This window comes from Caulobacter sp. GW821-FHT09B11, from assembly GCF_059418205.1.
On sequence record NZ_JBWKPK010000017.1, the window covers coordinates 18,516 to 42,196 of the forward strand.

Genomic DNA, 23,681 nt, shown 5'->3' on the forward strand with positions numbered 1-23,681 from the left:
CCTTGTGGCGGGAACCCCTCTGTCAGCCGCAAGTGCGGATGGAGCGGCGTGCTGGGCACGCCGCTTGCACTTCACCCGCGGGCGGAACCAGGGGTTCCCGCCACAAGGGCGGGAATGACGGGAGGTTGAAGTGGCTTAAAGGAATGCGGGCGTGCAGGCCTAAAGCCGCCCCGCCTCGCCCAGCCGGTCCAGCAGCCACAACCTCGCCGGCGGCAGCGGCCTGTTCAGCGGTCCGAACACGAACTGCTCGAGGAAGTGGCCGGTGATGTCGAGGCCCGCCTTGACGTCGCCGTCGCTCAAGCCCCCCTGCGACGACAGCAGGAACGGCGGCAGCGGCAGCAGCTTGTCCTGATAGGGCGCGCCGGCCTTGCGGCTGACCGCCCGCCCCGTGCGCGGGCTGACATAAACCAGGTCGTCGAGGTCGCCGGTGGCGGCGCATTTCGACAGGTCCAGGCCGAAACCGAGATCCTGCAACAGGCCCGCCTCGTAGCGCACATAGACCGCCGGCCAGATGTCGGGAATCTCCAGCACCCGGATCAGGGTCTCAAGCGCCAGGAACGCGCCGGGATGCGGCTCGCGCTCGGGCAGAGCCCCGGCGGCGACTGAAGCGGCCGACTGCAGCCCGGCCAGGGCCAGACGGTTGTCGAACAGCGACGAGGGTCCCTCGCCCATCGGCTCCAGCTGGGCCGAGCCCATCTGGTCGGCCCCGCGAGCGCGATAGCGGACGATCACCCTCGCGCCGGCCTGTAGGAACGGCTTCATCCGCCGCGAGGCCGCCCCGGCTACGTGGGCGACGAACTTGCCCCGGTCCTGGGTCAACAGCTCGACGATCGCCCCGGTCTCGCCGTGGGCGCGGGCCGACAGCACGAAGGCGTCGTCCTCCCACTCCATCTAAGCGGGCGTGCCCCAGCCCACGACCTTCTCCAGCACCGCGCGCCATTCCGGCTCGACCGGCAGGCCGATGACGTCGCGCAGCACCGTCTCCAGCTCGTCGACCGACAGGTCGCGCTGCTCGACCAGCGCGCCCGTGGCGTCGCGATGGGTCAGGCGGTTGTTCTTCAGGGCGTAGCGGGCTGTCGGCGTCGTGCGGCCCACCGTCATGCTCCAGGTGAAGTGCGAGCTGGGGTGGGTGTAGGTGAAGAAGTTGGCCTGCTCGTAGTCGACCGCGGCCCAGGCGCCCTGGGCCACCTGGTAGAGCGGCGCCCAGCGGCCCGAGAGATCGGCCTGCACCTGACGCTCGACCACGCCGTCGCACTCGGCGTCGACGATGCGGAAGGCGCCGTTGGGGCTGGCCTGGTCACCCCCCTCGAACAGGCGCAGCGGCGCGGTCAGCACGCAGCCGCCGAAGCCGGCGTCGGCCAGCCAAGTCTCGCCGTCGAGCGTCACGCCCAGCACCTGATGCGAGCGCGGACGCGGCGGCGCGCCTTCCGGCGCCATCCACAACACGCGGGCCATCAGGCCCTCGACCTCGAAACCCAGGGCGACCAGCACCCGCTTCAGCAGGCTGTTCTGCTCATAGCAGTAGCCCCCGCGACCGGCGGTCAGCAGCTTGGCGTCGATATCGGCCGGAGCGATGCTGATCCCCCGGCCCAGCAGCACGTCGAGGTTCTCGAACGGAATGGCGTCCGGATGCTTCTGGCAGATCGCCCGCAGGGTCTCGAGCGTCGGCTCGCGCGGGCCGGCATAACCGATCCGCGCGAAATAGGCGTCGAGGTTCACGCTGGGGGCGACCTGTCCGTCAAACATCGAAATCGAGGCCCATGTCGCTGAACAGGCCGCGTTCCTCGGCCCAGTTCTCCTTGACCTTCACATGCAGGAAGAGGTGCACCTTGCGGTCCAAGATGTCCTGCAGCTCTTCGCGCGAGGCCTGGCCGATCCACTTCAGCACCTGGCCGCCCTTGCCGAGCACGATGGCCCGCTGGCCGTCGCGCTCGACATAGATGGTCTGCTCGATGCGGGCGCTGCCGTCGGCGCGTTCCTCGAACGAGGTGGTCTCGACGGTGGCCGCGTAGGGCAGCTCCTCGTGGACCCGCAGATAGATCTTCTCGCGGGTGATCTCGGCGGCCAGCAGGCGGGCCGGCAGGTCGGCGGTCTGGTCTTCCGGATAGAGCCACGGCCCTTCCGGCATGGCCTCGACCAGCTTGGCCATCAGGTCGTCGACGCCCGCGCCGGTCTCGGCGCTGATCATGAAGACGTCGGTGTAGACGCCGGTGTCGAAGAAGTCCTTGGCCACGGCCAGCAGGGTGTCGCGCTTGATGCCGTCGATCTTGTTGAGCGCCAGGATCACCTTGCGGCCGCTCTCCTTGAGGGCCTCGATGATGGTCTGGACGTCCTGCACGGCGCGGTGCTCGGCCGGGGTGGCGTTGCGGGCGCGGTCGGCCAGTTCGGCCTGCACGTCGACGAGGTGGACGGTGACCTCGGATTCTTCCGAGCCGGCCCAGGCCGAGCGCACCATGGCGCGGTCGAGACGGCGGCGCGGGCTGAAGATCCCGGGGGTGTCGACGAGGATGATCTGGGCGTTGCCGGACAGGGCGACGCCGCGCACGGGGAAGCGCGTCGTCTGCACCTTCTGGGTGACGATCGAGACCTTGGCCCCGACCATGCGGTTGACCAGGGTGGACTTGCCGGCGTTCGGCGCGCCGATGATGGCGGCGAACCCGGCGCGGGTGTTGGTGGTGGAGTCAGTCATTGGGCGTGCGTGTAGCACAGCAACGCCCAGAATCCTCCCCCGAAACCCCCTCCGGCCCTCCGGGCCACCTCCCCCAGAGGGGGAGGATCTTCGCCGCGCCAGATGCTCCCCATCTGGGGGAGCTGTCGCGGAGCGACTGAGGGGGGTTAACCCGCCCCCACCTGCTCCAGCAGCGCCTTGGCGGCGGCCTTCTCGCCCTCCTGACGCGACTTGCCCTTGGCGATGGCGGGATCGACGTCCTTGACCGAGACCTCGACGGTGAACACCGGCGCGTGGTCCGGGCCAGTGCGGTCGAGCACGCGGTAGGTCGGCAGCGGCTTGCCCTTGCCCTGGGCCCATTCCTGCAGGGCGGTCTTGGGATCGCGCGGACGCCCCTGCCCGGCCCGGTCGAACTCTTCCGACCACAGGTCGAGGAACACCTTGCGGGCCAACTCCAGCCCGCCGTCCTGGTAGAGGGCGGCCATCAAGGCCTCGCAGGCGCCGGCCAGGATCGACTCCGTCTCTCGGCCGCCGATCTTGCTGGACGAGGCCGACAGGCGCAGGGCCGGACCAAGGTCGGCGGCCTTGGCCACGCGGGCGCAGGTCTCACGGCTGACCAGGGCGTTGAGGCGCGGGGCGAGCTCGCCCTCCTTGGCCTTGGGGAAGCGCTCGGCCAGGGCCTCGGCTGCCAGGAGCCCGAGCACCCGGTCGCCGATGAACTCCAGCACCTCGTTGTCGCGGACCTTGGCCTTGGCGCCGTCGCCGACGCTGGCGTGGGTCAGGGCCCGCTCGAGCAGTTCGCGGTCTTCGAACCGATGACCGATCCGGCGCTCCAGGTCGCCGACGGCGGCGACCCGTCTGTCCTTCACGGCCATGATGTTACTTCAGCACGCGGAAGAAGCGGCTCGGACGGGCGTCCAGGAACCAGGTCCAGGGCTTGAAGAGGTGCGCGTCGGCGTTCCACGACAGCAGGATGATCTGGGCCTTGCCGACCAGGTTCTCGGCCGGGACAAAGCCCACGCCGATCGAGTCGCCGGTATACTGGTCGTTCTCGTAGTTCCACTTGCAGGTCCCGGCGTCCGTCTTGAACGGCGAGATGCCCGGGTTGAAGCGGCTGTCGGCCGAGTTGTCGCGGTTGTCGCCCATGAAGAAGTAGCAGTTCTCGGGAACGACATAGACCCCGGTGTTGTCGCCCTGGGTGTCCGGACCGGCGTCGGCCTGGGTCAGGTAGGTGCGGCCCTCGGGCGTCGTTTCCTGGATGCGCTTCATCGGCTGGGTGAAGCCATAGCCGCTGTCGACCAGCACGTCGGCCAGTTCCTGGCGCTTGACCGGCTTGTCATTGATGAAGAGCGCGCCGCCGCGAACCTGGATGCGGTCGCCGGGCAGGCCCACCAGGCGCTTGATGTAGTCGACGTGGCCGTCGCGCGGCAGCTTGAAGACGACGATGTCGCCCCGCTTGGGCGTCGAGCCCAGGATGCGGCCCTTGAACAGCGGCGGGCTGAACGGGATCGAGTGCTTCGAATAGCCGTACGAGAACTTCGAGACGATGATGTAGTCGCCCTGATAGAGGTTGGGCTCCATCGAGGCCGACGGGATCGTGAACGGCTGGAACAGCAGAACCCGCAGCACCAGGGCGATGCCCAGGGCGTAGGCCACGGTCTTGATGATCTCGATGAATTCGTTGACGGCGCCGCCCTTTTCTTCTTCGGGGGGCGTGGTCTCGACGGCTTCGGTCATGCGCGGCGGGGCTCTTTGCGAATGGGGGTCGGGCGAGCCCGACAGGTCTTGCTAGACGCGGTTGGCGCCGCGAGCAAGCATCGGCGCGATAGTGGCGCTTCATGGCGACGATTGGGCGAACAGAACCATGGTCGCCTTAAAGATTATTCATTGGCCGCCGGCTTCGGCGAATGATGTTCTCCGGCGCGGTTCGTCAGGGGATCCGCCATGCGCCCGCCCATCCCGCTTCTCGCCCTCGCCGCCGGCCTGAGCGTCGTCTCGGTCGTCCAGGCCGCGCAGGTCGCGCCCCGCCCCGTGGTCGACGGCGTCGCCAAGGCCATCGCCGACAACTACTACGACGCCGCCAAGGGCGCGACCGTGGCCCAACAGTTGCGCGCCGAGGCCGCCAAGGGAAACTACGACCGCCTGACCGACCCGCGCGACCTGGCCACCGCGCTCAGCGAGCGCCTGCGGCCGCTGGACCACCACTTCAGCGTCTCCTGGTCGCCGACCTCGGCCGACGGCCCGCCGCCTCGAAACGTTGGCGCGGGTCCCGCGCCCCGCCTCGCGCCCGCTCCGGCCGGCTCGGACTTGGCGCGGCCCGATCCCTTCCGCCGCGCCAATTACGGCGTGCGCCGGGTCGAGATCCTGGGCGGCAATCTCGGCTATATCGACCTGCGGATGTTCGCCGACTTCGAGTTCGGCCAGCCCGAGGCCCCGGCCCGCAAGACCATTGAGGCCGCGCTGCAGACGGTGGCCAACGCCGACGCGGTGATCATCGACCTGCGCGACAACGGCGGCGGCTCGCCGGCCATGGTCGGTTATCTCTCCAGCGCCTTCACGCCCAAGGGCGCCGACATCTACAACACCTTCAAGTACCGCGAAGGCACGGCCAGCGAAGCCCCGACCGACTGGTACGCCGCCCCGCGCCTGGACGTGCCGCTCTATCTGCTCGTCAGCCCGCGCACCGGTTCGGCGGCCGAGGCCTTCGCCTACACCCTGAAGAACGCCAGGCGGGCCGTGATCGTCGGCGAGGCCAGCGCCGGCGCGGCCAATCCGGGCGGCCCCGTGCCCGTGGCGGGCGGCTTTACGGTCTTCGTGTCCAACGGCTCGCCGGTCAGCCCGATCACCAAGACCAACTGGGAAGGCGACGGCGTGCAGCCCGACGTGGCCGTTCCGTCGGCCAAGGCGCTGGAGACCGCACGCGCCCTGGCGCTGGAGACGGTGCTGAAGACCGCCGCCGACCCCGACGCCCAGGACGCCCGCTGGGCGCTGGAAGCGATCCGTGCGGAGGCATCGCCGCCGACGGCCAAGCCGCTAGCCGACTATGTCGGCGGCTACGGCGGGATCGAGATCATTCAACTCGACGGCCGCATCGGCATGAAGCGCGGCAGGCGTCCGGTCACCGTGCTGCTGCCGCTGGGCGGCGACAGCTTCACCGTACGGGACGAACCCAGCCGCCGGGTGATGTTCGAACGCGACGCCAAGGGCGCTGTCACGGCCTTCGAGGCGATCACCTCAGACGGCGCCAGCGCGCGGTATCGCCGCGAGGCGGCTCCGGCGGGGTGAGAACGAGCTGCTCCTACCCGTCAAACCCCCGCGAAAGCGGGGGCCCAGGCTTTTTCTGAAATGCGCGGCGCTCGACGATAAAACGCCTGGGTCCCCGCTTTCGCGGGGATTTTACGGAAGAGGGAGATCTCTCGGCGACTTCAGACCGCCAAGGTCGCCAGAATCGCCACCAGCACCAACGCCAGAAAACCCCAGCCGATGGCCAGCCAGGCGAACGGCCTCTGCTGCCAGGGCGCCAGATTGGAGCGCTTGGGTTCGACGTCTTCGCCGGTCCAGATGGTCATGTCGCAGTCCCCCGTTCCGAAACGGAGCAAGGGCCGCCTCGGAGAGGGAAAGACTGCAAGCCGCGCGCCGTCAGGACGCCGGCAGGGCCTCGATGATCACGAAGGCCTGGGCGTAGGGATGGTCGTCGGTCAGCGACAGGTGGATCACCGGGACCATGCCCTCGGGGATCAGCTGCGCCAGCTTGGCCGCCGCTCCGCCGGTCAGGGCCATGGTCGGCTTGCCCGACGGCAGGTTGACCACGCCCATGTCGGCCAGATGCACGCCCTGCTTCAGGCCCGTGCCCAGCGCCTTGGAGCAGGCTTCCTTGGCGGCGAAACGCTTGGCGTAGCTGGAGGCGCGGTCGGGCTTGCGCTCGGACCGCTTGCGCTCGATCTCGGTGAACACCTTGTTGGTGAAGCGCTCGCCGAAGCGTTCGAGGGATTTCTCGATCCGGCGGATGTCGCTGAGGTCCGAACCGATCCCGATGATCACGCCGCCGCCTCCACCGAGCGCGAGACGCGCTCGGCGCTTTTCAGTTGTCGAGCATCCTCACGCAAAACCGGCCTCCACTTTTGCGGGATGCTCGAGCCTGGCGGCGTCCATCAAGGTCCGCATGCGCAGGATGGCCTGGGGCAGGCCGACGAAGATCGCCTCGCCGATCAGGAAGTGGCCGATGTTCAGCTCGACGATCTGCGGGATGGCGGCGATCGGCTTGACCGTGGCGTAGTCGATGCCGTGGCCGGCGTGGACCTCCAGCCCCAGCGAGGCGGCCAGGGCCGCGCCCGACTTCAGGCGTTCCAGGATAGCGGCGGCGCGATCGGTCTCGCCGGCCCGGGCGGCGTCGCAATAGGCGCCGGTGTGCAGTTCCACGACCTGGGCGCCGGCGTCGGCCGAGGCCTGGATCTGGGCGGGATCGGCCTCGATGAACAGCGACACCCGCGCGCCGACGGTGCGCAGGCGGCCGGTGGCGTCGGCGATGCGGTTGGCGCCCTTGACGACATCGAGGCCGCCTTCGGTCGTCACTTCCTCGCGCCGCTCGGGCACCAGGCAGGCCGCGTGCGGCCTGGCCCCGATGGCGATGGCGACCATCTCGTCGGTGACCGCCATCTCGAAGTTCAGCGGCTTGCCGCGCTTGAGGCAGAGGTCGGTGAGGACGGCGATGTCGGCGTCGCTGATGTGGCGGCGGTCCTCGCGCAGATGCGCGGTGATGCCGTCGGCGCCCGCCGCGAGCGCCAGCTCGGCGGCCCGCACCGGTTCCGGATAGCTCGACCCGCGCGCATTGCGGATCGTGGCCACGTGGTCGATGTTGACGCCGAGCCGCAGCATGGGGCTCAGCCCTTCAGCCGGCGGCTGCCCGGATCCTCGATCGGGATCGCGGCCAGTTCGGGCGGCAGGGCGTCGGCCGGATAGGCCGGGACGTCCAGGCTGGCCAGGGCGATCAGCGGCACGCCGACATCGACCTTGCCGCCCGAGCGGTCGACGATGCAGGCTGCGGCCACCACGTCGCCGCCGGCGTCCTTGATCGCCTGGATGCATTCGCGCGACGACAGGCCGGTGGTGACGATGTCCTCGACCATCACGACCTTCTGGCCCGGCTCCAGGTGGAAGCCACGGCGGAACTTGAAGCCGCCGCCCTCGCGCTCGACATAGATCGACGGCACGTTCAGGTGGCGGGCGGTCTCGTAGCCGGGGATGATGCCGCCGACGGCCGGCGACACGGCGACGTCCACATGGCCCACCGTGGCGACGATCTTGTCGGCCAGGGCCTTGCAGAGGCGCTCGCAGCGCTCGGGCCGCATGAACACCAGGTTCTTCTGCAGGAAGACGGGGCTGTGCAGGCCGCTGGACAGCACGAAGTGGCCTTCGCGCAGGGCGCCGGCGGCGCGGAATTCTTCGAGGACGTCGTCGTTGGTCATGAGGCGTGGATATAGACCAGCGCGGCGAGTCTACAAACCGCTCAGCAGGCTCGGCAGGTCGCGCGCGCCATGCAGCACCCGCACGACCAGCGGCGGCCGTCGGTCGGCGTTGTAGATCAGGAGATAGGGAAAGCCGTGAACCACGAGCAAACGGTGCGGGGCGGCGGCGATCTCCAGCCGCTCGACACCACAGTTCGGTTGCTCGAAGACAAGTCTGGCGGCCTTCAGCACGGCGCGACGAAACCCCGCCGCGACGGACGGCCTATCCGCGCGAATCCAGGCCTCGGCCTCTATGAGGTCCCGACGCGCCAGCGGCGAAAAGGCCGCTTGGCTCAAGCGCCGGCGCGCCCTGCGTCGATCTCGGCGAAGATCTCTTCGGCGGTGAAGGTCCCTTCCCGATCCGCCTGCGCAGTGGCCTCCGCCAGCATGGCGTTGAATTCGGCGCGTTGTCGCTCTGCGTCACGCATCAGGCGAAGGGCCGATCGCACCACCTCATCGACCGTGTCATAGCGCCCAGCCTCGACGCAATCGCGGGCGAACCGTTCGAGGTCGTCGGTAAGCTGGACGCTGGTCGCCATCGGTAGCGCCTTGTGCCAAAGGATCACCCGAAAGTGCGCCCGGAACCGCCGGGCATCAAGTACACAGCCGCCATGAACGACTCCCCTCTCCGCCCCCGCGTCGGCTGCGGCGCGGCCATCCTCGACGCCCAGGGCCGCATCCTGCTGGTCCAGCGCCGCCGCGAGCCCGAGGCCGGCCATTGGGGCCAGCCGGGCGGCAAGCTCGACTGGGGCGAGCCGGGCCGCGCCTGCGCCGAGCGCGAGATCCGCGAGGAACTGGGCATCGAGGTCGTCGCCGGGCCGGTGTTGGCCGTCACCGACATGATCACCGCCGACAGCCACTGGCTGGCCGTCACCTACCGCGCCGACGGCTGCGTGGGCGAGCCGGCGATCCAGGAGCCCGAGGCCATCGCCGACTGGGGCTGGTTCGACCTCGACGCCCTGCCCTCGCCCCTGACCCAGGCGACGCGGGACGCGGTGGCTGCGCTGCGGGGCTCGCACTGAAATTATTTCGCGGGGCCGCGTCACACGCGTGGACCTCGCCTCGTCATGACGGCGCAACCCTCTCAAAGGAGACCCGCCATGACCGCCAAGCTCGATCCCTTCGCCGCCGCTCCCGCCGTGATGAAGTCTTGGTTCGCCGCCTCGACCGCCATCGCCGCCAGCCTGGAGCCCAGCCTGGTCGAACTGGTCAAGATCCGCGCCTCGCAGATCAACGCCTGCGCCAACTGCATCAACATGCACACGCTCGAAGCCCGCGCCCAGGGCGAGACCGAACAGCGGATCTACCTGCTGTCGGCCTGGCGCGAGGCCCCCTGCTACACGCCCCGCGAACGCGCCGCCCTGGCCTGGACCGAGGCCCTTACCCGCCTGTCGGAAGGCCACACGCAGGAGGCCGCCCACGCCGACCTCGCGGCCCAGTTCAGCGATGAGGAACAGGTCAAGCTGACCCTGATGATCAACGTCATCAACGGCTGGAACCGCCTGGCCGTGGGCTTTGGTCTCTGGATCGAGCAGCCGGTGAAGGCGGCCGCCTGACGCGCGGCGACGGACGCGGGTTTACCCCCGCGTCCGGTCCACCGTCTCGACCGACGGGCAGGTGCGCAGCGCCGCCGAGATGTTGGTCAGGTGCTTGGCGTCGCGCACCTCGACGTCGATGTCGGTGTCGAAGAAGTCGCTCTGCCGGTGGTGCATGCGCAGGTTGACGATGTTGCCGCCCGCCTCGCCGATGATCGTGCAGACTTGGCCCAGAACGCCCGGCGCATTGCCGATGGTGGCGTGCAGGCGGGCCAGCGAGACGGTGTCGCGCTCGGCCTCAGGCGTCCAGTTCAGATCGCGCCAGAGGTCCTCGCGGTCCTCGAACTCGGCCAGCTTCGGGCAGTCGATGGTGTGGACGTCCAGGCCCCCATCCTGCTCCTTGGCGCCGTCCTCGCGCAGGATGCCGACGATGCGGTCGCCCGGCACCGGGCTGCAGCAGTGGGCGAAGTGCAGCGAGACGCCGGGGGTCAGCCCGCCGCCGCGCACATAGAGCCTCGCGCCCTTGCCGCCCTCGATCTTGCGACGGGCCGTGGCGGCCTCGCGCTCGGCGTCCTTCATGCCTGGAAACGCCGTCTCCAGCACCTGGCTGGGCGTCACGCGGCCGCGGCCGACGGCGTCGAACAGGCTCTCTTCGCTCTCCAGCACGAACCGTTCGAGGATCGGCCGCAGCGACACGTCCTTCAGGCTCTTGCCGGCGCGCTCGAAGATCTGCTCCACCGAGGCCCGGCCCAAGCGCAGGAACTCTTCCTTCTCGGTCTGGCGGATATGGCGGCGGATGGCCGAACGCGCCCGGCCGGTCACCGTCAGCGAGCGCCAGTCCGGCGGCACCACGGGCTTGGAGCCGCGGATCACCTCGACCACGTCGCCGTTGGTCAGGATGGTGCGCAGGGGCTTCAGCTCGCCGTTGATCTTCACGCCGATGCAGGTGTCGCCGACGCTGGTGTGGACGGCGTAGGCGAAGTCCAGCGGCATCGCGCCCCGCGGCAGGCTGACCAGCTTGCCCTTGGGGGTGAAGACGAACACCTGGTCGAGGAACATCTCGAGCTTGGCGTGCTCGACCAGTTCCTCGCTGTCGCCGCCGTGCTCCAGCACCTGGACCAGCTGGCGCAGGTTGGCCAGCGGATCGCGGCCGCCGGCGGCCTCCATGCCTTCCAGGTCGAGGCCGTAGGAGGCGTCCTTGTAGCGGAAGTGGGCGGCCACGCCCTCTTCGTTCACCCGGTCCATCGACTCGGTGCGGATCTGCATCTCGATGCGCATGCCGCGCGGTCCGACCACCGTCGTGTGCAGCGAGCGGTAGTTGTTGCGCTTGGGCGTCGAGATGAAGTCCTTGAAGCGGTCGGGCACGCTGGACCAGGCGCGGTGGACGACGCCGAGTGCGCGGTAGCAGTCCTCCTCGCTGTCGACGATCACGCGGAAGGCGTAGATGTCGGACATCTGCGAGAAGCCGATCGATTTGCGCTGCAGCTTGCGCCAGATCGAGTACGGAGCCTTCTCGCGACCGAAGACGCGGGCCGGCAGGTTGGCCGATTCCAGGCGTGCCTGGATCTCCTGGCTAACCAGGGTCACGGCCCCGCCCTGCTCTTCGCGCAGCTTTTCCAGCCGGCGGACGATGGCGTCGCGGGCGACCGGGTTGGTGTGCTGGAAGGAAAGCTCCTCCAGTTCCGTACAGATCCGGTGACAGCCGATGTTGCGGGCCAGGGGCGCGTAGATGTCGCGCGTCTCGCGGGCGATGCGCTCGCGCTTGGCCTGGTTCTTGATGAAGTGCAGCGTCCGCATGTTGTGCAGACGGTCGGCCAGCTTGACCAGCAGGACGCGGACGTCCCGGGAGATGGCCAGGATGAACTTGCGCAGGTTCTCGGCCTGGCGGGTGTGCTCGGCCTGGAGTTCCAGCTTGGAAAGCTTGGTAACGCCCTCGACCAGCTCGGCGATCTCCTCGCCGAACAGCTTGCCGATCTCCTCCTTGGTGACCGGCGTGTCCTCGATCACGTCGTGCAGCAACGCCGTGACGATGGTCGCGGTGTCGAGCCGGTATTCGGTGAGGATGCCCGCCACCTCGATCGGGTGGGCGTAGTAGGGGTCGCCGCTGGCGCGCGTCTGGCTGCCGTGCATCCGCATGGCGAAGACGTAGGCGCGGTTGAGCAGGGCCTCGTCGGCCGTCGGGTCGTAGGCGTGGACCCGCTCGATCAGCTCGTACTGGCGAAGGAACTTGCGCGGCTTGGGCGCCGGCGGGGCCTCGACCGTCGGCTCGACGGCGGGCTCAGACGAAGACGCGCCCGACTCCGCCTCTGACGAGACAGCTTCGGGCGCGCGTTCGGACGGAGCGGCGGCGGGCGCCGCTTCGAGAATCAGAGGGTCTGCGCCGTCGGGGCTCAGTACCGCTCCTCCTGACCGCCGTCGCGGTCGCTTTGCAGCGCGCGAACGAGTTCCAGTTCGCTCATCTGCATGTGGGTCGGATCGGCCAGCAGGGCGAGGGTTTCGGCCTCTTCCTCGGCTTCCGAGTGCTCGTCGACACGTTGCAGCGTGGTGATCAGGTGCTCCTTGAGCCCCTCGTGATCGATCACGTCGTCAGCGATCTCGCGCAGGGCGACGACCGGATTCTTGTCGTTGTCGCGATCGACCATCAGGGCCGCACCGGCCGAGATGCCGCGGGCGCGGTGCGCCGACAGCAGGACGAGCGCGAAGCGGTTCGGAACCTTCTCGACGCAATCTTCGACGGTGACGCGGGCCATGAATTCCTCGGGCTGAGCGTTGGCTCTTGCAAAATAGGGCTCCGTGCGGCGTCACGCAACGCCGCTTCGGCTGTAACCCAGCTTTCGCGAGGCGGCGTGTATGCCCCCTCCCCGGCGCAAAGTCCAGTCGCAACAACGGTCACGATCGGGAAGTCGCTTCGATACAGGCTCGCGACAAGGTCCAGAATCCCGAAAATCGGCCGCAACAGCGTTCGCCGACCCTGTCGCCATGATCATTTCGCACCGCCACCGCTTCATCTTCATCAAGACCCGCAAGACCGCCGGCACCAGCATCGAGGCCTATCTGTCGGACCTGTGCGGCCCGGAAGACGTCGTCACCCCCGTCCATCCGCCCGAACCCGGCCATCAGCCGCGCAACGCCCAGGGCTTCGCCAACCACATGTCGGCCGCCCAGGTCGCCGCCAGGGTTCCCGACTTCTGGCGCGACTACTTCACCTTCTGCGTGGAGCGAAACCCGTGGGACAAGACGCTGTCGCACTACTTCATGAAGCGGAACTCGGCCTCCCACGGCGGCGACCGCGAGCTGTGCCTGGACCGCTACCTGGCCGCCGGAGACTACGCCCTGAACCTGCCGCTCTACGCCAGCCGGCTGTCCGGCAAACCGCTGGTCGACCGGGTGCTGCGCTATGAGCACCTCGACCGCGAACTGGGCGAGACGTTCGAGCAACTGGGCGTGCCGTGGTCGGGCCGCCTGCCGGTCAAGGCCAAGAGCGGCTGGCGTCCGGATCGGCGGTCGTATCGCGAGGTGCTGAGCCTGCGCCAGGCGGTGCGGATCGAGAAGATCTTCGCGCGCGAGATCCGGCTACACGGCTATGCGTGGTGAACCGCTCTCTTCTCGTAAAATCCCCGCGAAAGCGGGGACCCAGGCTTTTTCTGAAACGCGCGGCGCTCGACGATAAAACACCTGGGTCCCCGCTTTCGCGGGGATTTTACGGTTTGGGGGATGGCCGAGCGTCAGTCCCCACGCTCGCCTCGGCCGCCAGCTCACCCGCCGTCCGCCCCAGCACAGGATGACGCCACTCAGGCGCCACCTCCGCCAACGGTCCCATGACGAACAATCGCTCGTGGGCGCGCGGATGCGGCAGGAGCAGATCGCCCTCCATCACCGTTCGCCCATGGGCGATCAAATCAAGGTCCAGCGTGCGGGCGGCGTTGCGCTCGGCGCGGGCGCGGCCGAACTCGGCCTCGATGCGGTGCAGCGCCGCCAGGGCCTGCGCGGGCGCCAGGGCCGTCTCCACCAGCACGACGCCGTTCAGATAGGCCGGCCCGGTCGGATCGGGCCAGGCGGCCGAGGTCCACCAGCCCGAACGGGCGACCACCGCCATGCCCTCGCTGGCCAGAGCCGAAACGGCCGCTTCCAACAAGGCCTCGCGACTCGTATAGGCTCCAGGCAGATTGCAGCCGAGGGCGACGACCACGGCCGCGTCCAGACCATTTCGATCAAGCCGATATTTCAAGGATTTACCCGTGACCTTCTATCCGACCGAGCGGTTGGCGCTGTTCATCGACGGGGCCAATCTCTATTCCGCCGCCAAGGCGCTGGGCTTCGACATCGACTACCGAAAGCTCCTCGACGAGTTCAAGAAGCGCGGCCTGCTGGTGCGGGCCTACTACTACACCGCCATCGCCGAGAACGACGACTATTCGCCGATCCGCCCGCTGGTCGACTGGCTCGACTACAACGGCTTCACCCTGGTGACCAAGCCGGCCCGCGAATACACCGACAGCCAGGGCCGCAAGCGCTGGCGCGGCGACATGGACATCGAGATCGCGGTCGACATGCTGCAGATGGCCGACACGGTCGACCACCTGGTGCTGTTCTCGGGCGACGGCGACTTCCGCGCCCTGGTCGAGGCCGTGCAGCGCAAGGGCCGCCGGGTCACCGTGGTCTCGACGATGAAGAGCCAGCCGCCGATGACCAGCGACGACCTGCGCCGCCAGGCCGACAACTTTGTCGACCTCAACGACCTGGGCAACATCATCGGCCGCCCGCAACGCGCGCCGCAACAGCGCTACACCACCGCCGACGCCCGCACCCCGGCCGAACGCGAAGCCGACGACGAATACTGAGACTTAAGCCCATGCAGCACTCCAACATCGTCGGCGAGGTCGTCCCCTCCCCGGCCGAGCCGCCCCGCGACTGCCCGCTGTGCCCGCGCCTGGTGGCCTATCGCCGCGAGAACGAGGCGCTCTATCCGGACTATTTCAACGGCCCGGCCCCGTCGTTCGGCGACAAGGACGCGCGCCTGCTGGTCGTGGGTCTGGCCCCCGGCCGCAAGGGCGCCAATCGCACCGGCCGTCCGTTCACCGGCGACTATGCGGGCACGCTGCTCTACGAGACCCTGATCAAGTACGGCTTCGCCACCGGCAAGTTCGAAGCGCGCATCGACGACTCGCTGAAGCTGGTCGGCAGCGCGGTGACCAACGCCGTCCGCTGCGCCCCGCCCGGCAACAAGCCCGAGACCTCAGAAGAGAACACCTGCCGTCCCTTCCTGAAGGCGCGGCTGGACATGTTCCCCAACCTCAAGGCCATCGTCACCCTGGGCGACGTCTCGCGCCGCAATGTGCTGAAGACCCTGGGCCTGAAGGCCTCGGCCGGCATTCCCGGCCACGGCTCGGAGTTCCAGGCCGGCCCCTACCGCATCTTCAACAGCTATCACTGCTCGCGGCTCAACACGAACACCGGACGCCTGACGACGCCGATGTTCGAGGAGCTGTTCGCGCGGGTGAGGGCCTATGTGGACGCGGCCGACTAGGCCTTGCGCCTCACGCGATCGAGGGTGATCAGGCCGTCGAGGCCCAGGCGGACCTCGATCGCCCAGCCGCCCTGCTCGAGCGGGAAGCGGACGGCGCCGTCCTGCAACATGTAGCCGCGATTGACCGGGGTCGACGCCAGCACGGCCGAGGCCGCTTCGACGCAGCGGCGCACCGCCTCGCCGACGGCCGCGCCTTCCTGGAGCCCACCCGACACCGCGACTTCCCGAACCGCGCGCGACAGCCGGGTGAAGCCCAGGGTGTTGCCCGCCCGGCTCCAGTCGGCGATCGCACGGCTGACCTCAGACGGCGCGGCGAGACCGGCGAGCTTCGGCGCGGAGAGGCAGCCGAACAGCTGCGGGGTGAGCGCCTGCAGAACCGCCTCGACGTGGCGGCCGCGCACCACTGGCGTTTCGCCTTCCCGTCCAGCCGCCAGGGCGACGTAGGTCTCGACCAGATCGGCGAACTCGACGGGAGAACTGGACACCGCCACCGCGAAAGCCGCGGCCTCCTTGGTCAATCCCTCGTCCACCCCGCCCAGCACCTCGACCAGCGCGTGCACGGCGGCGCGGGCGGGATAGTCCATGACCTGGAACACCGGCGCGTCGGCGACGCCCAGCGTCGCCAGCAGCTCGGAGCCCGGGGCGAGATCGACCTGGGTCAGCAGGCCGTGCTTGGCCAGCACCTTTCGCGCCCTGGTTAGGGCCGCCCCCTTGGGCGCCTGCTCCGCCTCGACGACGACGCGAAGGTCGGCAAGGCCCAGGGTCATCAGCTTGACCGGACTGACCAGCAGACGCAGGCCCGGAAACAGGACCAGGCCGGCACCATGCAGGCCGAGCGGAATCTGGGCCAGCAGTTCCGTCTCGTCCGGAAAGGCGAAGCGCGTCTTGGTGTCGCTGATCGCCCAGGCCAGCCACGCGGGAGCGGACGGGATCACGCCGAGCACCATCCGGCCCAGCTCCGAAAGATCACCGGGCTGCTGCAGGACGCGGTTGGCTAGCGAAAGGACCATGGGGACGCACTCCTCACCCTCTGTCGCGCACCTCGCACCAAGCGGGTGACTCGACATCACGCAACCGGAGTTATCGTCGAAGATCCTAAGACGCCGTGATGATCCGCACAGTCCCCGCGCCTAGCGCTTCGTCGTCCAGCCGTTGTCGGCCAGCCAGTCCCGCAGGCGCTCGGGCCAGACCTTGATGGCCGCCTTGTCGGTGCGGAAACCCATGTTGAAGGCGTGGCCGCCGCTCTGGAACAGGTGAAACTCGACCGGCACCTTGGCGGCGCGGAACTTCGAGAGCAGCTCCACCGGCGGGGCCGAGCAGCACTCGTCGTCGTCAGCCGCCAGGATGAAGGCCGGCGGCGCGTCGGCCGGGATCTTGTCGGGGATGCCGGTCGGACCGGGATAGATCAGCACCTGGAAGTCCGGCCGGCCGCTGACGGCGTCGATCGCATCGACCTTCGGGTCCTTGGCCGCCCCGCCGTAGACGGCCAGGTCCACGACCTCGCCGCCGCCCGAAAAGCCCATCAGGCCGATCTTCCTGGGGTCCACCCCGAACTCGGCGGCGCGCGAGCGCACCAGCCGCACGGCCCGCACCGCGTCCTGGCGGGCGTGGTCGATGGTGTAGGGCGAGCCCTCTTCCTGGCTGAGACGGTACTTCAGCACGAACACCGCCACGCCCATGGGGTTCAGCACCTTGGCGACGTCGGTCCCTTCCGGGTGGATGACCAGCATCTTGTGGCCGCCGCCCGGCAGCACGATCACCGCCGCGCCCGTGGCCCTGTCGGCCGGCGGCAGATACGCCGTCAGCGACGGGTCGTTGATCGATTTCGCCCAATATTCGGCCGCCTGCTCGGGGATGGCCTTGCGGGCCTCGAAGCCCGGCGCGCCGTTGGGCCACAGAGCCACGCGCTGCTGGGCGCAGGCCAGGGCGGGCATAGCCACAGCGATCGTCGCGGCGAGGATCAGGCGGCGCATCACAGCTTCACCGTCCGGCCTTCGCGGGCCGCCTTGTAGATGGCCTCGATGATCCGCAGGTCCTTCAGCCCCTCCTCGCCCGGCACGATCGGATCGCGGCCGGTGAGGATGCATTCCGACAGGTGATCCAGCTGGCCGGCGAACTGGCTCTTCTTCACCACCGGCGGCGTGCGGGGCCTGGCCTGGCCGTCGAGATTGGCCCGCATGGTCTGACCCTCGTAGCTGGTGGCCGGATCGATCTCGACCCAGCCCTTGGGCCCCGACACCCGATAGCGGTTGCAGTTGGCGCTGTAGGTCGAGACGCAGTTGGCCGTCGCCCCCGACGGGAACAGGAGCTGGAAGTTGATGGTGTCCTCGACCTCGGCGAACACCGGGTTGGAGCGGTCGGTCGACTCCATGGCGTTGACCGCGATCGGCTCCTCGCCGGTCAGGTAGCGGGCGGCGTTGAGGCTGTAGATGCCGATGTCCATCAGGCTGCCGCCGCCCGACAGCGCCTTCTTGACCCGCCACATGGTCGGATCGCTGGCCGTCCAGCCGTGGTCGGCGACGATGGTCCGCACCGGCCCCAGCGCTCCGCCGCGCGAAAGCGCGATGGCGTCCAGATTGTGCGGCTCGAAGCGGCTGCGATAGCCGATCATCAGCTTGCGGCCGGCGGCCTTGCAGGCGGCGATCATCGCCTCGCAGTCGGCGGCCGAGGTCGCCATCGGCTTTTCGCACATCACGTGCTTGCCGGCCCTGGCCGCCCGCTCGGTGAAGGGCCGGTGCAGGCTGTTGGGGGTGATCACATAGACGATGTCGACCGCCGGATTGTCGGCGATGCGGTCGAAGGTCTCGTAGGAATAGCGGCCGCTTTCCGGGATGCCGTACTGGGCGCCGTATTTGGCCAGCTTCTCCGGCGAGCCGCTGACCAGGGCGACCAGCCTGGAGTGCTCGCACTCGGCGAAACGCGGCATGATGATCTGGGTGGCGTAGTAGCCCAGGCCCAGCACCGCATAGCCCAGCTTGCGGCCCTCGGCCTTGGCCTGGGCCAGGGCGGCGGCCGGCGCCGTGGCGGCCATGGCGCCGACGGCCAGGCCCGCCTGCAGGAACGTGCGCTTGTTCATCACCTCGCCCTTCCCTTCTTTCGCTACCAGACCAGGCCGGTCGTCTTCAGCCGCACGCGCGCCAGGGTCTTGTCGGCGGTCAGGAACAGGGTCCGCCCGTCCTCGCCGAAGGCGCAGTTGGCGATCGGGCCGCCGGTCTCGATGACGCCGATCAGCTCGCCGGCCGGGGTGATCACCAGCACGCCGCCAGGTCCCGTGGCGTAGAGGCGGCCTTCGGTGTCCAGGCACATGCCGTCGGGCAGGCCCGGACCGCCGGCCTTGTGCAGGGCGGCGGCGTCGAAGAACACCTTGCGCGCGGTCGGCAGGCCGTCGGCGCCCAGGTCGTAGGCCATGATCACCGGCCCCGCCGGATCGGAGACCGCCACATAGAGGCGCTTCTCGTCGGGGCTCAGCGCCACGCCGTTGGGGAAGGTCAGCTTGTCGTCGACCACCGCCAGCGAACCGTCGGCGCGCAGCAGGTAGACGCCGTTGAAGGCCAGCTCCTTGGCCGGCGAGGCGTCGAGGCCCTCCAGGCCGTAGGGCGGGTCGGTGAAGTAGATCGCGCCGCTCTTGTCCACGGCTAGGTCGTTGGGGCTGTTGAAGCGCTTGCCCTGGTAACGATCGACGACGACGCTCTTGGCCTTGGTCTTCAGGTCCAGTTTCGTGATCGCCCGATAGCCGTGATTGCAAACCAAGAGGTCGCCGTGTGCGTCCAGCGCCATGCCGTTCGAGCCCGGCTCGCGGAAGATCTTGGTCGGCGGGCCGTCATAGCCCGAGGGCGACAGGAAGACGTTTTTGCCGTCCTTCTCGCTCCACCGGTACATGATGTTGGCCGGCACGTCGGAGAAGACCAGATACTGGCCGTCCTTCACCCAGACCGGCCCCTCCGACCAGACGAAACCGTCGGCCAGGATCTCGATCTTGGCGTCGGGCGCGATTACCGCGTCCAGCGCGGGCGACAGGCGACGAATGGCGCCCACGGTCGGGGCGGCGGCTTGGGCGGACATGGAAAGGCCTCCGGCGGCGAGTGCGGCGCCGGCTCCGAGAGCCAGCGTGACGGTGCGGCGCGTCGCGGTCATGCGTGAGGCCTCCCTTGTGCGGTTATTGCTTTTGACAGCGATGTCATAGCAATGCCCGCCCAGGTTGGCGAGACGCCTTTCACGACGCGTCGCGAGAATTGAAGGATCAGGAGCGGACCCGCGGCACGCAGTCCAGCCAGCGGGCATAGGCCGCCTCGCGAGCATGGACGGCCATGGCCGGCTTCAGATCCTCGGCGGCGGGACGGGCCTTGGCGGCCGTCTCCAGCGAATCGTAGACCCCCGCCCCCAGCCCCGCGAACAGGGCCGCGCCCAGCGCCGTGGTCTCCTGGTAGCTGGCCCGCGCCACCGGCAGGCCGGTCAGGTCGGCCAGGCGCTGGCTGAACCAGGCGCTCTTGGACATGCCGCCGTCGATGCGCAGCTGGGCCTCGCCGAGGAAGGCGTCGGGCGCGTCGGCGCGCATGGCCTCGATCAGGTCGCGGCTCTGCAAGGCGCAGGCGTCGTAGGTGGCCGAAGCGATCTCGGGCAGACCGGCGTCGCGGGTCAGGCCGAAGATCGCGCCGCGCGCCTTGGCGTCCCACCAGGGCGCGCCCAGGCCGGTGAAGGCCGGCACCACGACCACCCCGTGATCGGCCTTGGCCGAGCGGGCCAGGGCCTCGGCCGAGCGCGGACCGCCGGTGATCCCCAGCCCCTCGCCCAGCCACTGGATCGCCGCGCCGGCCACGAAGATCGAGCCTTCCAAGGCGTAGGTCGCCTGGCCGTTCACCCGCGCCGCCACCGTGGTCAGCAGCCGCGAGGCCGAGACCGGCCGCGTCGTCCCGGTGTTGATCAGCATGAAGCAGCCTGTGCCGTAGGTGGCCTTCATCTCGCCGGGTCGGATGCAGCCCTGTCCCATCAGCGCCGCCTGCTGGTCGCCGGCAACGCCGCGGATCGGCAGCGGCCGGCCCAGCACCTGGGCGCCGACCTCGCCGAAGTCGGCCGCGCAGTCCAGCACATCCGGCAGCAGCGAGCGCGGCACGCCGAACAGATCGAGCATCGGCTGCGACCAGTCCTGGGTCTGGATGTCGAACAGCAGGGTGCGCGAGGCGTTGGTGGCGTCGGTCACGTGGCGCGCGCCGCCGGTCAGCTTCCAGATCACCCACGTATCCATGGTGCCGGCCAGCAACTCGCCCGCCTCGGCCCTGGCCCGCGCGCCGCGCACGTTGTCGAGCAGCCAGGCGATCTTGGTGGCCGAGAAATAGGGATCGAGCAGCAGGCCGGTGACGGCCGCGACCTCGGCCTCCTTGCCGTACTTGCGCAGCTTTTCGCAGGCCTCGGCGGTGCGGCGGTCCTGCCAGACGATGGCCGGATGGATCGGCCGGCCGGTGGTCTTGTCCCAGACCACCACCGTCTCGCGCTGGTTGGTGATTCCCAACGCCACGACCTCGTCGAGGTCAGCGCCCGACTTCTCGACCGCCTCGCGGATCACGCCCACGCAAGCGGCGGCGATCTCGTCGGCGTCGTGCTCGACCCAGCCGTCCTTGGGGTAGCTCTGGCGCAGCGGACGCCCGGCCTCGGCCACGGCGGCCCCTTCGGCGTCGAACAGGATCGCCCGCGTGCTCGTGGTGCCCTGGTCCAGCGCCAGGATCAGTGCTCGCCCCATACGCGTTTCCTCTTTCAAGACGCCCGCTTCACCTGCGACAGAGCGCCGCTATTCTCTCGGTTCCGTGGCTTGACCTGTTTAAGCATGTTTTCATCTGGAAACACCAAGGTGCCCATAGTCTCGTTTGGCGCCCGAGGAGGGTCGTGAGCCAAGCCGTACAGACCGCCGAACTTCTAGCCCTGGCCCGCAGCCGCGAGCCGGAAGATCGCGAGCGGCTGCTCTCCGGGGTGATCGATCTTTGCGAGACCGGCGAGGCCCAGGGCAAGCCGGCCGCGCCCGAAATCCAGATCCTGCTCGATTCGATCTTCATGACCCTGGTGGTCGAGGCCGAGCGCGACATCCGCCAGCGTCTGGCCGAGCGCCTGGCCGACGCGGCCTGGGCGCCGTCGGCCCTGGTCAACATCCTGGCCCTCGACGAGATCGAGATCGCCCGCCCGATCATCGCCCGCAGCCCGGTGCTGCAGGACCACGACCTGATCCGCCTGCTGGTCCAGGCCACGCTGGAGCACCAGATCGAGGTCGCCCGCCGCCCCGGCCTGCGCGCCCCGGTGGTCGAGGCCATCCTTTCGCAGGCCGAGCCGGCGGTGCTGACCGCCCTGGCCGGCAACACCACCGCCCAGCTCAGCCAGGACGCCATCGGCCGCCTGGTCGGCCACGCCAAGGACGTGGTGGCCCTGCGCTCGCCCCTGGTGCGCCATCCGGGCCTGTCGCCCCTGCTGGCCGAGCAGCTCTATCTGTGGGTCGGCCGCGCCCTGCGCGACTCCCTGGCCGAGCGCTTCGAGCTGGACCCGGTCAAGCTGCGCGCCGCCGTCGACGAAGCCACCCACGCCGCCCACCTTGGCCTGCAGCCCACCGCCGTCGGCGCCCTGTCCGTCGAGGACGAGGCCGACCGTGAGGAGATGGAAGCGGCCCTGGTCGAAAAGCTCGACTCCGCCGGCCAGCTGCGCCCCGGCTACCTTCTGCGGGTGCTGCGCGAGGGCCGCCTGCCCCTCTTCGTCTTCGCCATGGCGCGACTGGGCCGCTTCGACGTGCGCCAGGTTCGCCGCGCCATCGACAGCAACCGTCCCGAACTGCTGGCGCTCGCCTGCTCGGCCGTCGGCATCGACCGCAGCGTGTTTCCGACCATCCTGGAGCACGTGCGCCAGCTGAACGGCGGCCGTCCCGGCGGCGGCGCGGAAGCGGCCCGCAAGGCGAGCGGCGCCTTCGGCCCGTTCCGTCCGGACATCGCCGCCATGGCCTTCCGCCAGGCCGTCAGCGCCGCCTGACGAGGTCTTTCCCGGCGTTGTTTGACAAGCGCCGGGCGATCCCGCCACTTGGGCCGGCATGTTCCAAGCCCAGCCTTACTCGACTCGCCTGACCTTCCAGGCCAGCGACCGCCCCGAAGCCCAGGAGGCTCGCGAGCGCCTGGCCGCCCGCTATGGCGACGCCGGCGAGGACGCCCAGATCGTCGTGGCCCTGGGCGGCGACGGCTTCATGCTGGAAATGCTGCACGAGACGATCCTGAACCAGAAGCCGATCTACGGCATGAACCGCGGCTCGGTCGGCTTCCTGATGAACGAGTACAGCGAGGACGACCTGCTCTCGCGGATCAACGCCGCCGAGCGCGCCGTCATCCATCCGCTTGCCATGGTCGCCATCGATTCCCGGCGCCGCCAGCACCGCGCCTTGGCCATCAACGAGGTCTCGCTGCTGCGCCAGACCCGCCAGACCGCCAAGCTGCGCATCTCGATCGACGGCAAGGTGCGGATGGGCGAACTGGTCTGCGACGGGGCCCTGGTGGCCACCCCCGCCGGCTCGACCGCCTACAACCTGTCGGCCCACGGACCGATCATCCCGATCGGCGCCCAGGTGCTGGCCCTGACCCCGATCAGCGCTTTTCGACCCAGACGGTGGCGGGGCGCGCTTTTGCCGCAGAACGCGAGGGTGACGTTCGAGGTCCTGGAATGCGATAAGAGGCCGGTCAGCGCCGTGGCCGACAACTATGAAGTCCGCGACGTCGTCGAAGTGCATATCTCCGAGGACCGAGGTTCGACCCTGTCGATGCTGTTCGACGCGGGCCGCAGTCTCGAGGAGCGTGTGCTGACCGAACAGTTCTCTGCGTAAGCTTTCGTGTGAGTGAAACCACGGTCTCACTCATTCTTAACGCCTGGCATGTGACCGTTCCCGAAGTAACGCCGACGGGGAGGCGACCCGATGAATAAGCCCGCTGAGGTTATCCAGGTGCCGAACATGCTGAAGCTCAAGGTGGGCGGACGCGGCGGCATCGACATGGCCGCCATCGCCAAGGCCGAAGCGGCCTTGAAGAGCCTGTCGGGCAACTTCGCCCAATGGCTGAACGACGAGATCACCAAGCTCGAAGCCGCCCGCCAGGGCGTCCGGGCCGACGGCCTCACCGCCCAGACGGTCGAGACCCTCTATCTGCGCGCACACGACCTGAAGGGCCTGGGCGCCACCTACGAATTCCCGCTGATCACCCGCCTGGCGGCCTCGCTGTGCAAGCTGATCGACGATCCGGCCACCCGCCTGCAGGCGCCGATGTTCCTGGTCGACGCCCACATCGACGCGATCAAGGCCTGCGTGCGCGACGAGATCAAGACCGACGAGCACCCCGTCGGCCGCGCCCTGGCGGTCGAACTGGAAGGCCGCGTGGCGGAATATCTGGCCGGATAACACCGGCCAGAATCCTCATTTGCGTCAAGGCTGTAACAAGCTC

28 protein-coding genes are annotated in these 23,681 nt (G+C 69.1%); 9 read left to right on the forward strand and 19 right to left on the reverse strand.

Annotated features, from left to right (window positions below):
• Positions 1–159: 159 nt before the first annotated feature.
• The 5 genes from recO to lepB form a co-directional block, all read right to left on the reverse strand.
• Entirely contained in the window at positions 160–891 is a 732-nt protein-coding gene (recO, locus tag AC07N1_RS14035; protein ID WP_494672374.1) for a DNA repair protein RecO, read from the reverse strand.
• Entirely contained in the window at positions 892–1,746 is an 855-nt protein-coding gene (locus AC07N1_RS14040; protein ID WP_494672375.1) for an arylamine N-acetyltransferase family protein, read from the reverse strand.
• Complete coding sequence (era, locus tag AC07N1_RS14045; RefSeq protein ID WP_494672376.1) at positions 1,739–2,689, reverse strand: GTPase Era; 951 nt, start codon at positions 2,687–2,689, stop codon at positions 1,739–1,741. The genes AC07N1_RS14040 and era overlap by 8 nt, the downstream gene beginning before the upstream one ends.
• Positions 2,690–2,835: 146 nt before the next feature.
• Positions 2,836–3,543 carry a ribonuclease III gene (gene rnc, locus AC07N1_RS14050; RefSeq protein WP_494672377.1) on the reverse strand — a complete coding sequence of 236 codons (708 nt, stop codon included), beginning with the start codon at positions 3,541–3,543 and terminating at the stop codon, positions 2,836–2,838.
• Between the two features lie 4 nt (positions 3,544–3,547).
• Positions 3,548–4,405: a signal peptidase I gene (gene lepB / locus AC07N1_RS14055; protein ID WP_487288205.1), complete on the reverse strand. Its 858-nt coding sequence runs from the start codon at positions 4,403–4,405 to the stop codon at positions 3,548–3,550.
• A 207-nt stretch (positions 4,406–4,612) separates the two neighbouring features.
• Between lepB and AC07N1_RS14060 the strand changes: the two genes are divergently transcribed.
• A complete protein-coding gene (locus AC07N1_RS14060; RefSeq protein WP_494672378.1) occupies positions 4,613–5,953 on the forward strand; it encodes a S41 family peptidase in 1,341 nt (446 codons plus the stop codon).
• 140 nt (positions 5,954–6,093) lie between these two features.
• Here AC07N1_RS14060 and AC07N1_RS14065 read toward each other — a convergent pair whose 3' ends face one another.
• The 6 genes from AC07N1_RS14065 to AC07N1_RS14090 form a co-directional block, all read right to left on the reverse strand.
• A complete protein-coding gene (locus tag AC07N1_RS14065) occupies positions 6,094–6,237 on the reverse strand; it encodes a hypothetical protein (RefSeq protein WP_199228619.1) in 144 nt (47 codons plus the stop codon).
• A 70-nt stretch (positions 6,238–6,307) separates the two neighbouring features.
• Positions 6,308–6,709, reverse strand: coding sequence for a holo-ACP synthase (gene acpS / locus AC07N1_RS14070; RefSeq protein ID WP_110121957.1), 402 nt, complete (start codon positions 6,707–6,709; stop codon positions 6,308–6,310).
• A gap of 57 nt (positions 6,710–6,766) precedes the next feature.
• Entirely contained in the window at positions 6,767–7,543 is a 777-nt protein-coding gene (locus AC07N1_RS14075; RefSeq protein ID WP_494672379.1) for a pyridoxine 5'-phosphate synthase, read from the reverse strand.
• A gap of 5 nt (positions 7,544–7,548) precedes the next feature.
• Positions 7,549–8,133, reverse strand: a complete 585-nt coding sequence (gene pyrE / locus AC07N1_RS14080; protein WP_492856071.1) for an orotate phosphoribosyltransferase — start codon at positions 8,131–8,133, stop codon at positions 7,549–7,551.
• Between the two features lie 30 nt (positions 8,134–8,163).
• Positions 8,164–8,469, reverse strand: a complete 306-nt coding sequence (locus tag AC07N1_RS14085) for a type II toxin-antitoxin system RelE/ParE family toxin (RefSeq protein WP_494672380.1) — start codon at positions 8,467–8,469, stop codon at positions 8,164–8,166.
• Positions 8,466–8,711, reverse strand: coding sequence for a type II toxin-antitoxin system ParD family antitoxin (locus AC07N1_RS14090; RefSeq protein ID WP_494672381.1), 246 nt, complete (start codon positions 8,709–8,711; stop codon positions 8,466–8,468). The genes AC07N1_RS14085 and AC07N1_RS14090 overlap by 4 nt, the downstream gene beginning before the upstream one ends.
• A gap of 72 nt (positions 8,712–8,783) precedes the next feature.
• On the opposite strand from AC07N1_RS14090, the gene AC07N1_RS14095 reads away from it, so the two are divergent.
• Positions 8,784–9,194, forward strand: coding sequence for an NUDIX domain-containing protein (locus AC07N1_RS14095; RefSeq protein ID WP_494672457.1), 411 nt, complete (start codon positions 8,784–8,786; stop codon positions 9,192–9,194).
• Between the two features lie 78 nt (positions 9,195–9,272).
• Positions 9,273–9,728: a carboxymuconolactone decarboxylase family protein gene (locus tag AC07N1_RS14100; protein WP_494672382.1), complete on the forward strand. Its 456-nt coding sequence runs from the start codon at positions 9,273–9,275 to the stop codon at positions 9,726–9,728.
• A 21-nt stretch (positions 9,729–9,749) separates the two neighbouring features.
• Here the strand turns inward: AC07N1_RS14100 and AC07N1_RS14105 are convergent, their stop codons facing one another.
• Together AC07N1_RS14105 and rpoZ are read right to left on the reverse strand one after the other, a co-directional pair.
• Positions 9,750–11,915, reverse strand: coding sequence for a RelA/SpoT family protein (locus tag AC07N1_RS14105; RefSeq protein WP_494672458.1), 2,166 nt, complete (start codon positions 11,913–11,915; stop codon positions 9,750–9,752).
• Positions 11,916–12,097: 182 nt separating this feature from the next.
• Entirely contained in the window at positions 12,098–12,457 is a 360-nt protein-coding gene (rpoZ, locus tag AC07N1_RS14110; RefSeq protein WP_058350513.1) for a DNA-directed RNA polymerase subunit omega, read from the reverse strand.
• 229 nt (positions 12,458–12,686) lie between these two features.
• On the opposite strand from rpoZ, the gene AC07N1_RS14115 reads away from it, so the two are divergent.
• On the forward strand, positions 12,687–13,301 hold the full coding sequence (locus AC07N1_RS14115) for a sulfotransferase family 2 domain-containing protein (protein WP_494672383.1): 615 nt from the start codon (positions 12,687–12,689) through the stop codon (positions 13,299–13,301).
• A 106-nt stretch (positions 13,302–13,407) separates the two neighbouring features.
• Here the strand turns inward: AC07N1_RS14115 and folK are convergent, their stop codons facing one another.
• Positions 13,408–13,896, reverse strand: coding sequence for a 2-amino-4-hydroxy-6-hydroxymethyldihydropteridine diphosphokinase (gene folK / locus AC07N1_RS14120; RefSeq protein WP_494672384.1), 489 nt, complete (start codon positions 13,894–13,896; stop codon positions 13,408–13,410).
• Between the two features lie 49 nt (positions 13,897–13,945).
• Between folK and AC07N1_RS14125 the strand changes: the two genes are divergently transcribed.
• On the forward strand, positions 13,946–14,548 hold the full coding sequence (locus AC07N1_RS14125) for a LabA-like NYN domain-containing protein (protein ID WP_494672385.1): 603 nt from the start codon (positions 13,946–13,948) through the stop codon (positions 14,546–14,548).
• Between the two features lie 11 nt (positions 14,549–14,559).
• Complete coding sequence (locus tag AC07N1_RS14130) at positions 14,560–15,234, forward strand: uracil-DNA glycosylase (RefSeq protein ID WP_494672386.1); 675 nt, start codon at positions 14,560–14,562, stop codon at positions 15,232–15,234.
• On the opposite strand, the gene AC07N1_RS14135 is transcribed toward AC07N1_RS14130, so the two are convergent.
• The 5 genes from AC07N1_RS14135 to glpK form a co-directional block, all read right to left on the reverse strand.
• A complete protein-coding gene (locus AC07N1_RS14135; RefSeq protein ID WP_494672387.1) occupies positions 15,231–16,244 on the reverse strand; it encodes a hypothetical protein in 1,014 nt (337 codons plus the stop codon). The two genes, AC07N1_RS14130 and AC07N1_RS14135, sit on opposite strands and share 4 nt — an antisense overlap.
• Positions 16,245–16,364: 120 nt before the next feature.
• Positions 16,365–17,207 carry an alpha/beta hydrolase gene (locus AC07N1_RS14140; RefSeq protein WP_494672388.1) on the reverse strand — a complete coding sequence of 281 codons (843 nt, stop codon included), beginning with the start codon at positions 17,205–17,207 and terminating at the stop codon, positions 16,365–16,367.
• On the reverse strand, positions 17,207–18,427 hold the full coding sequence (locus AC07N1_RS14145) for a Gfo/Idh/MocA family protein (protein WP_494672459.1): 1,221 nt from the start codon (positions 18,425–18,427) through the stop codon (positions 17,207–17,209). Before AC07N1_RS14145 ends, AC07N1_RS14140 begins: the two co-directional genes overlap by 1 nt.
• Complete coding sequence (locus AC07N1_RS14150; RefSeq protein ID WP_494672389.1) at positions 18,334–19,296, reverse strand: SMP-30/gluconolactonase/LRE family protein; 963 nt, start codon at positions 19,294–19,296, stop codon at positions 18,334–18,336. Before AC07N1_RS14150 ends, AC07N1_RS14145 begins: the two co-directional genes overlap by 94 nt.
• Before the next feature lie 178 nt (positions 19,297–19,474).
• Positions 19,475–20,968, reverse strand: a complete 1,494-nt coding sequence (gene glpK / locus AC07N1_RS14155; protein WP_494672390.1) for a glycerol kinase GlpK — start codon at positions 20,966–20,968, stop codon at positions 19,475–19,477.
• Positions 20,969–21,111: 143 nt separating this feature from the next.
• On the opposite strand from glpK, the gene AC07N1_RS14160 reads away from it, so the two are divergent.
• The 3 genes from AC07N1_RS14160 to AC07N1_RS14170 all read left to right on the forward strand — a co-directional run bounded on the left by AC07N1_RS14160 (position 21,112) and on the right by AC07N1_RS14170 (position 23,638).
• Positions 21,112–22,233 (forward strand): DUF2336 domain-containing protein, encoded by a 1,122-nt coding sequence (locus AC07N1_RS14160; protein WP_494672391.1) that lies wholly within the window; start codon positions 21,112–21,114, stop codon positions 22,231–22,233.
• A 58-nt stretch (positions 22,234–22,291) separates the two neighbouring features.
• The gene (locus AC07N1_RS14165) at positions 22,292–23,071 is read left to right on the forward strand and encodes an NAD kinase (RefSeq protein WP_494672392.1); all 780 of its coding nucleotides are present in this window, start codon (positions 22,292–22,294) and stop codon (positions 23,069–23,071) included.
• A gap of 90 nt (positions 23,072–23,161) precedes the next feature.
• Entirely contained in the window at positions 23,162–23,638 is a 477-nt protein-coding gene (locus tag AC07N1_RS14170; protein WP_110121973.1) for an Hpt domain-containing protein, read from the forward strand.
• Positions 23,639–23,681: the final 43 nt, after the last annotated feature.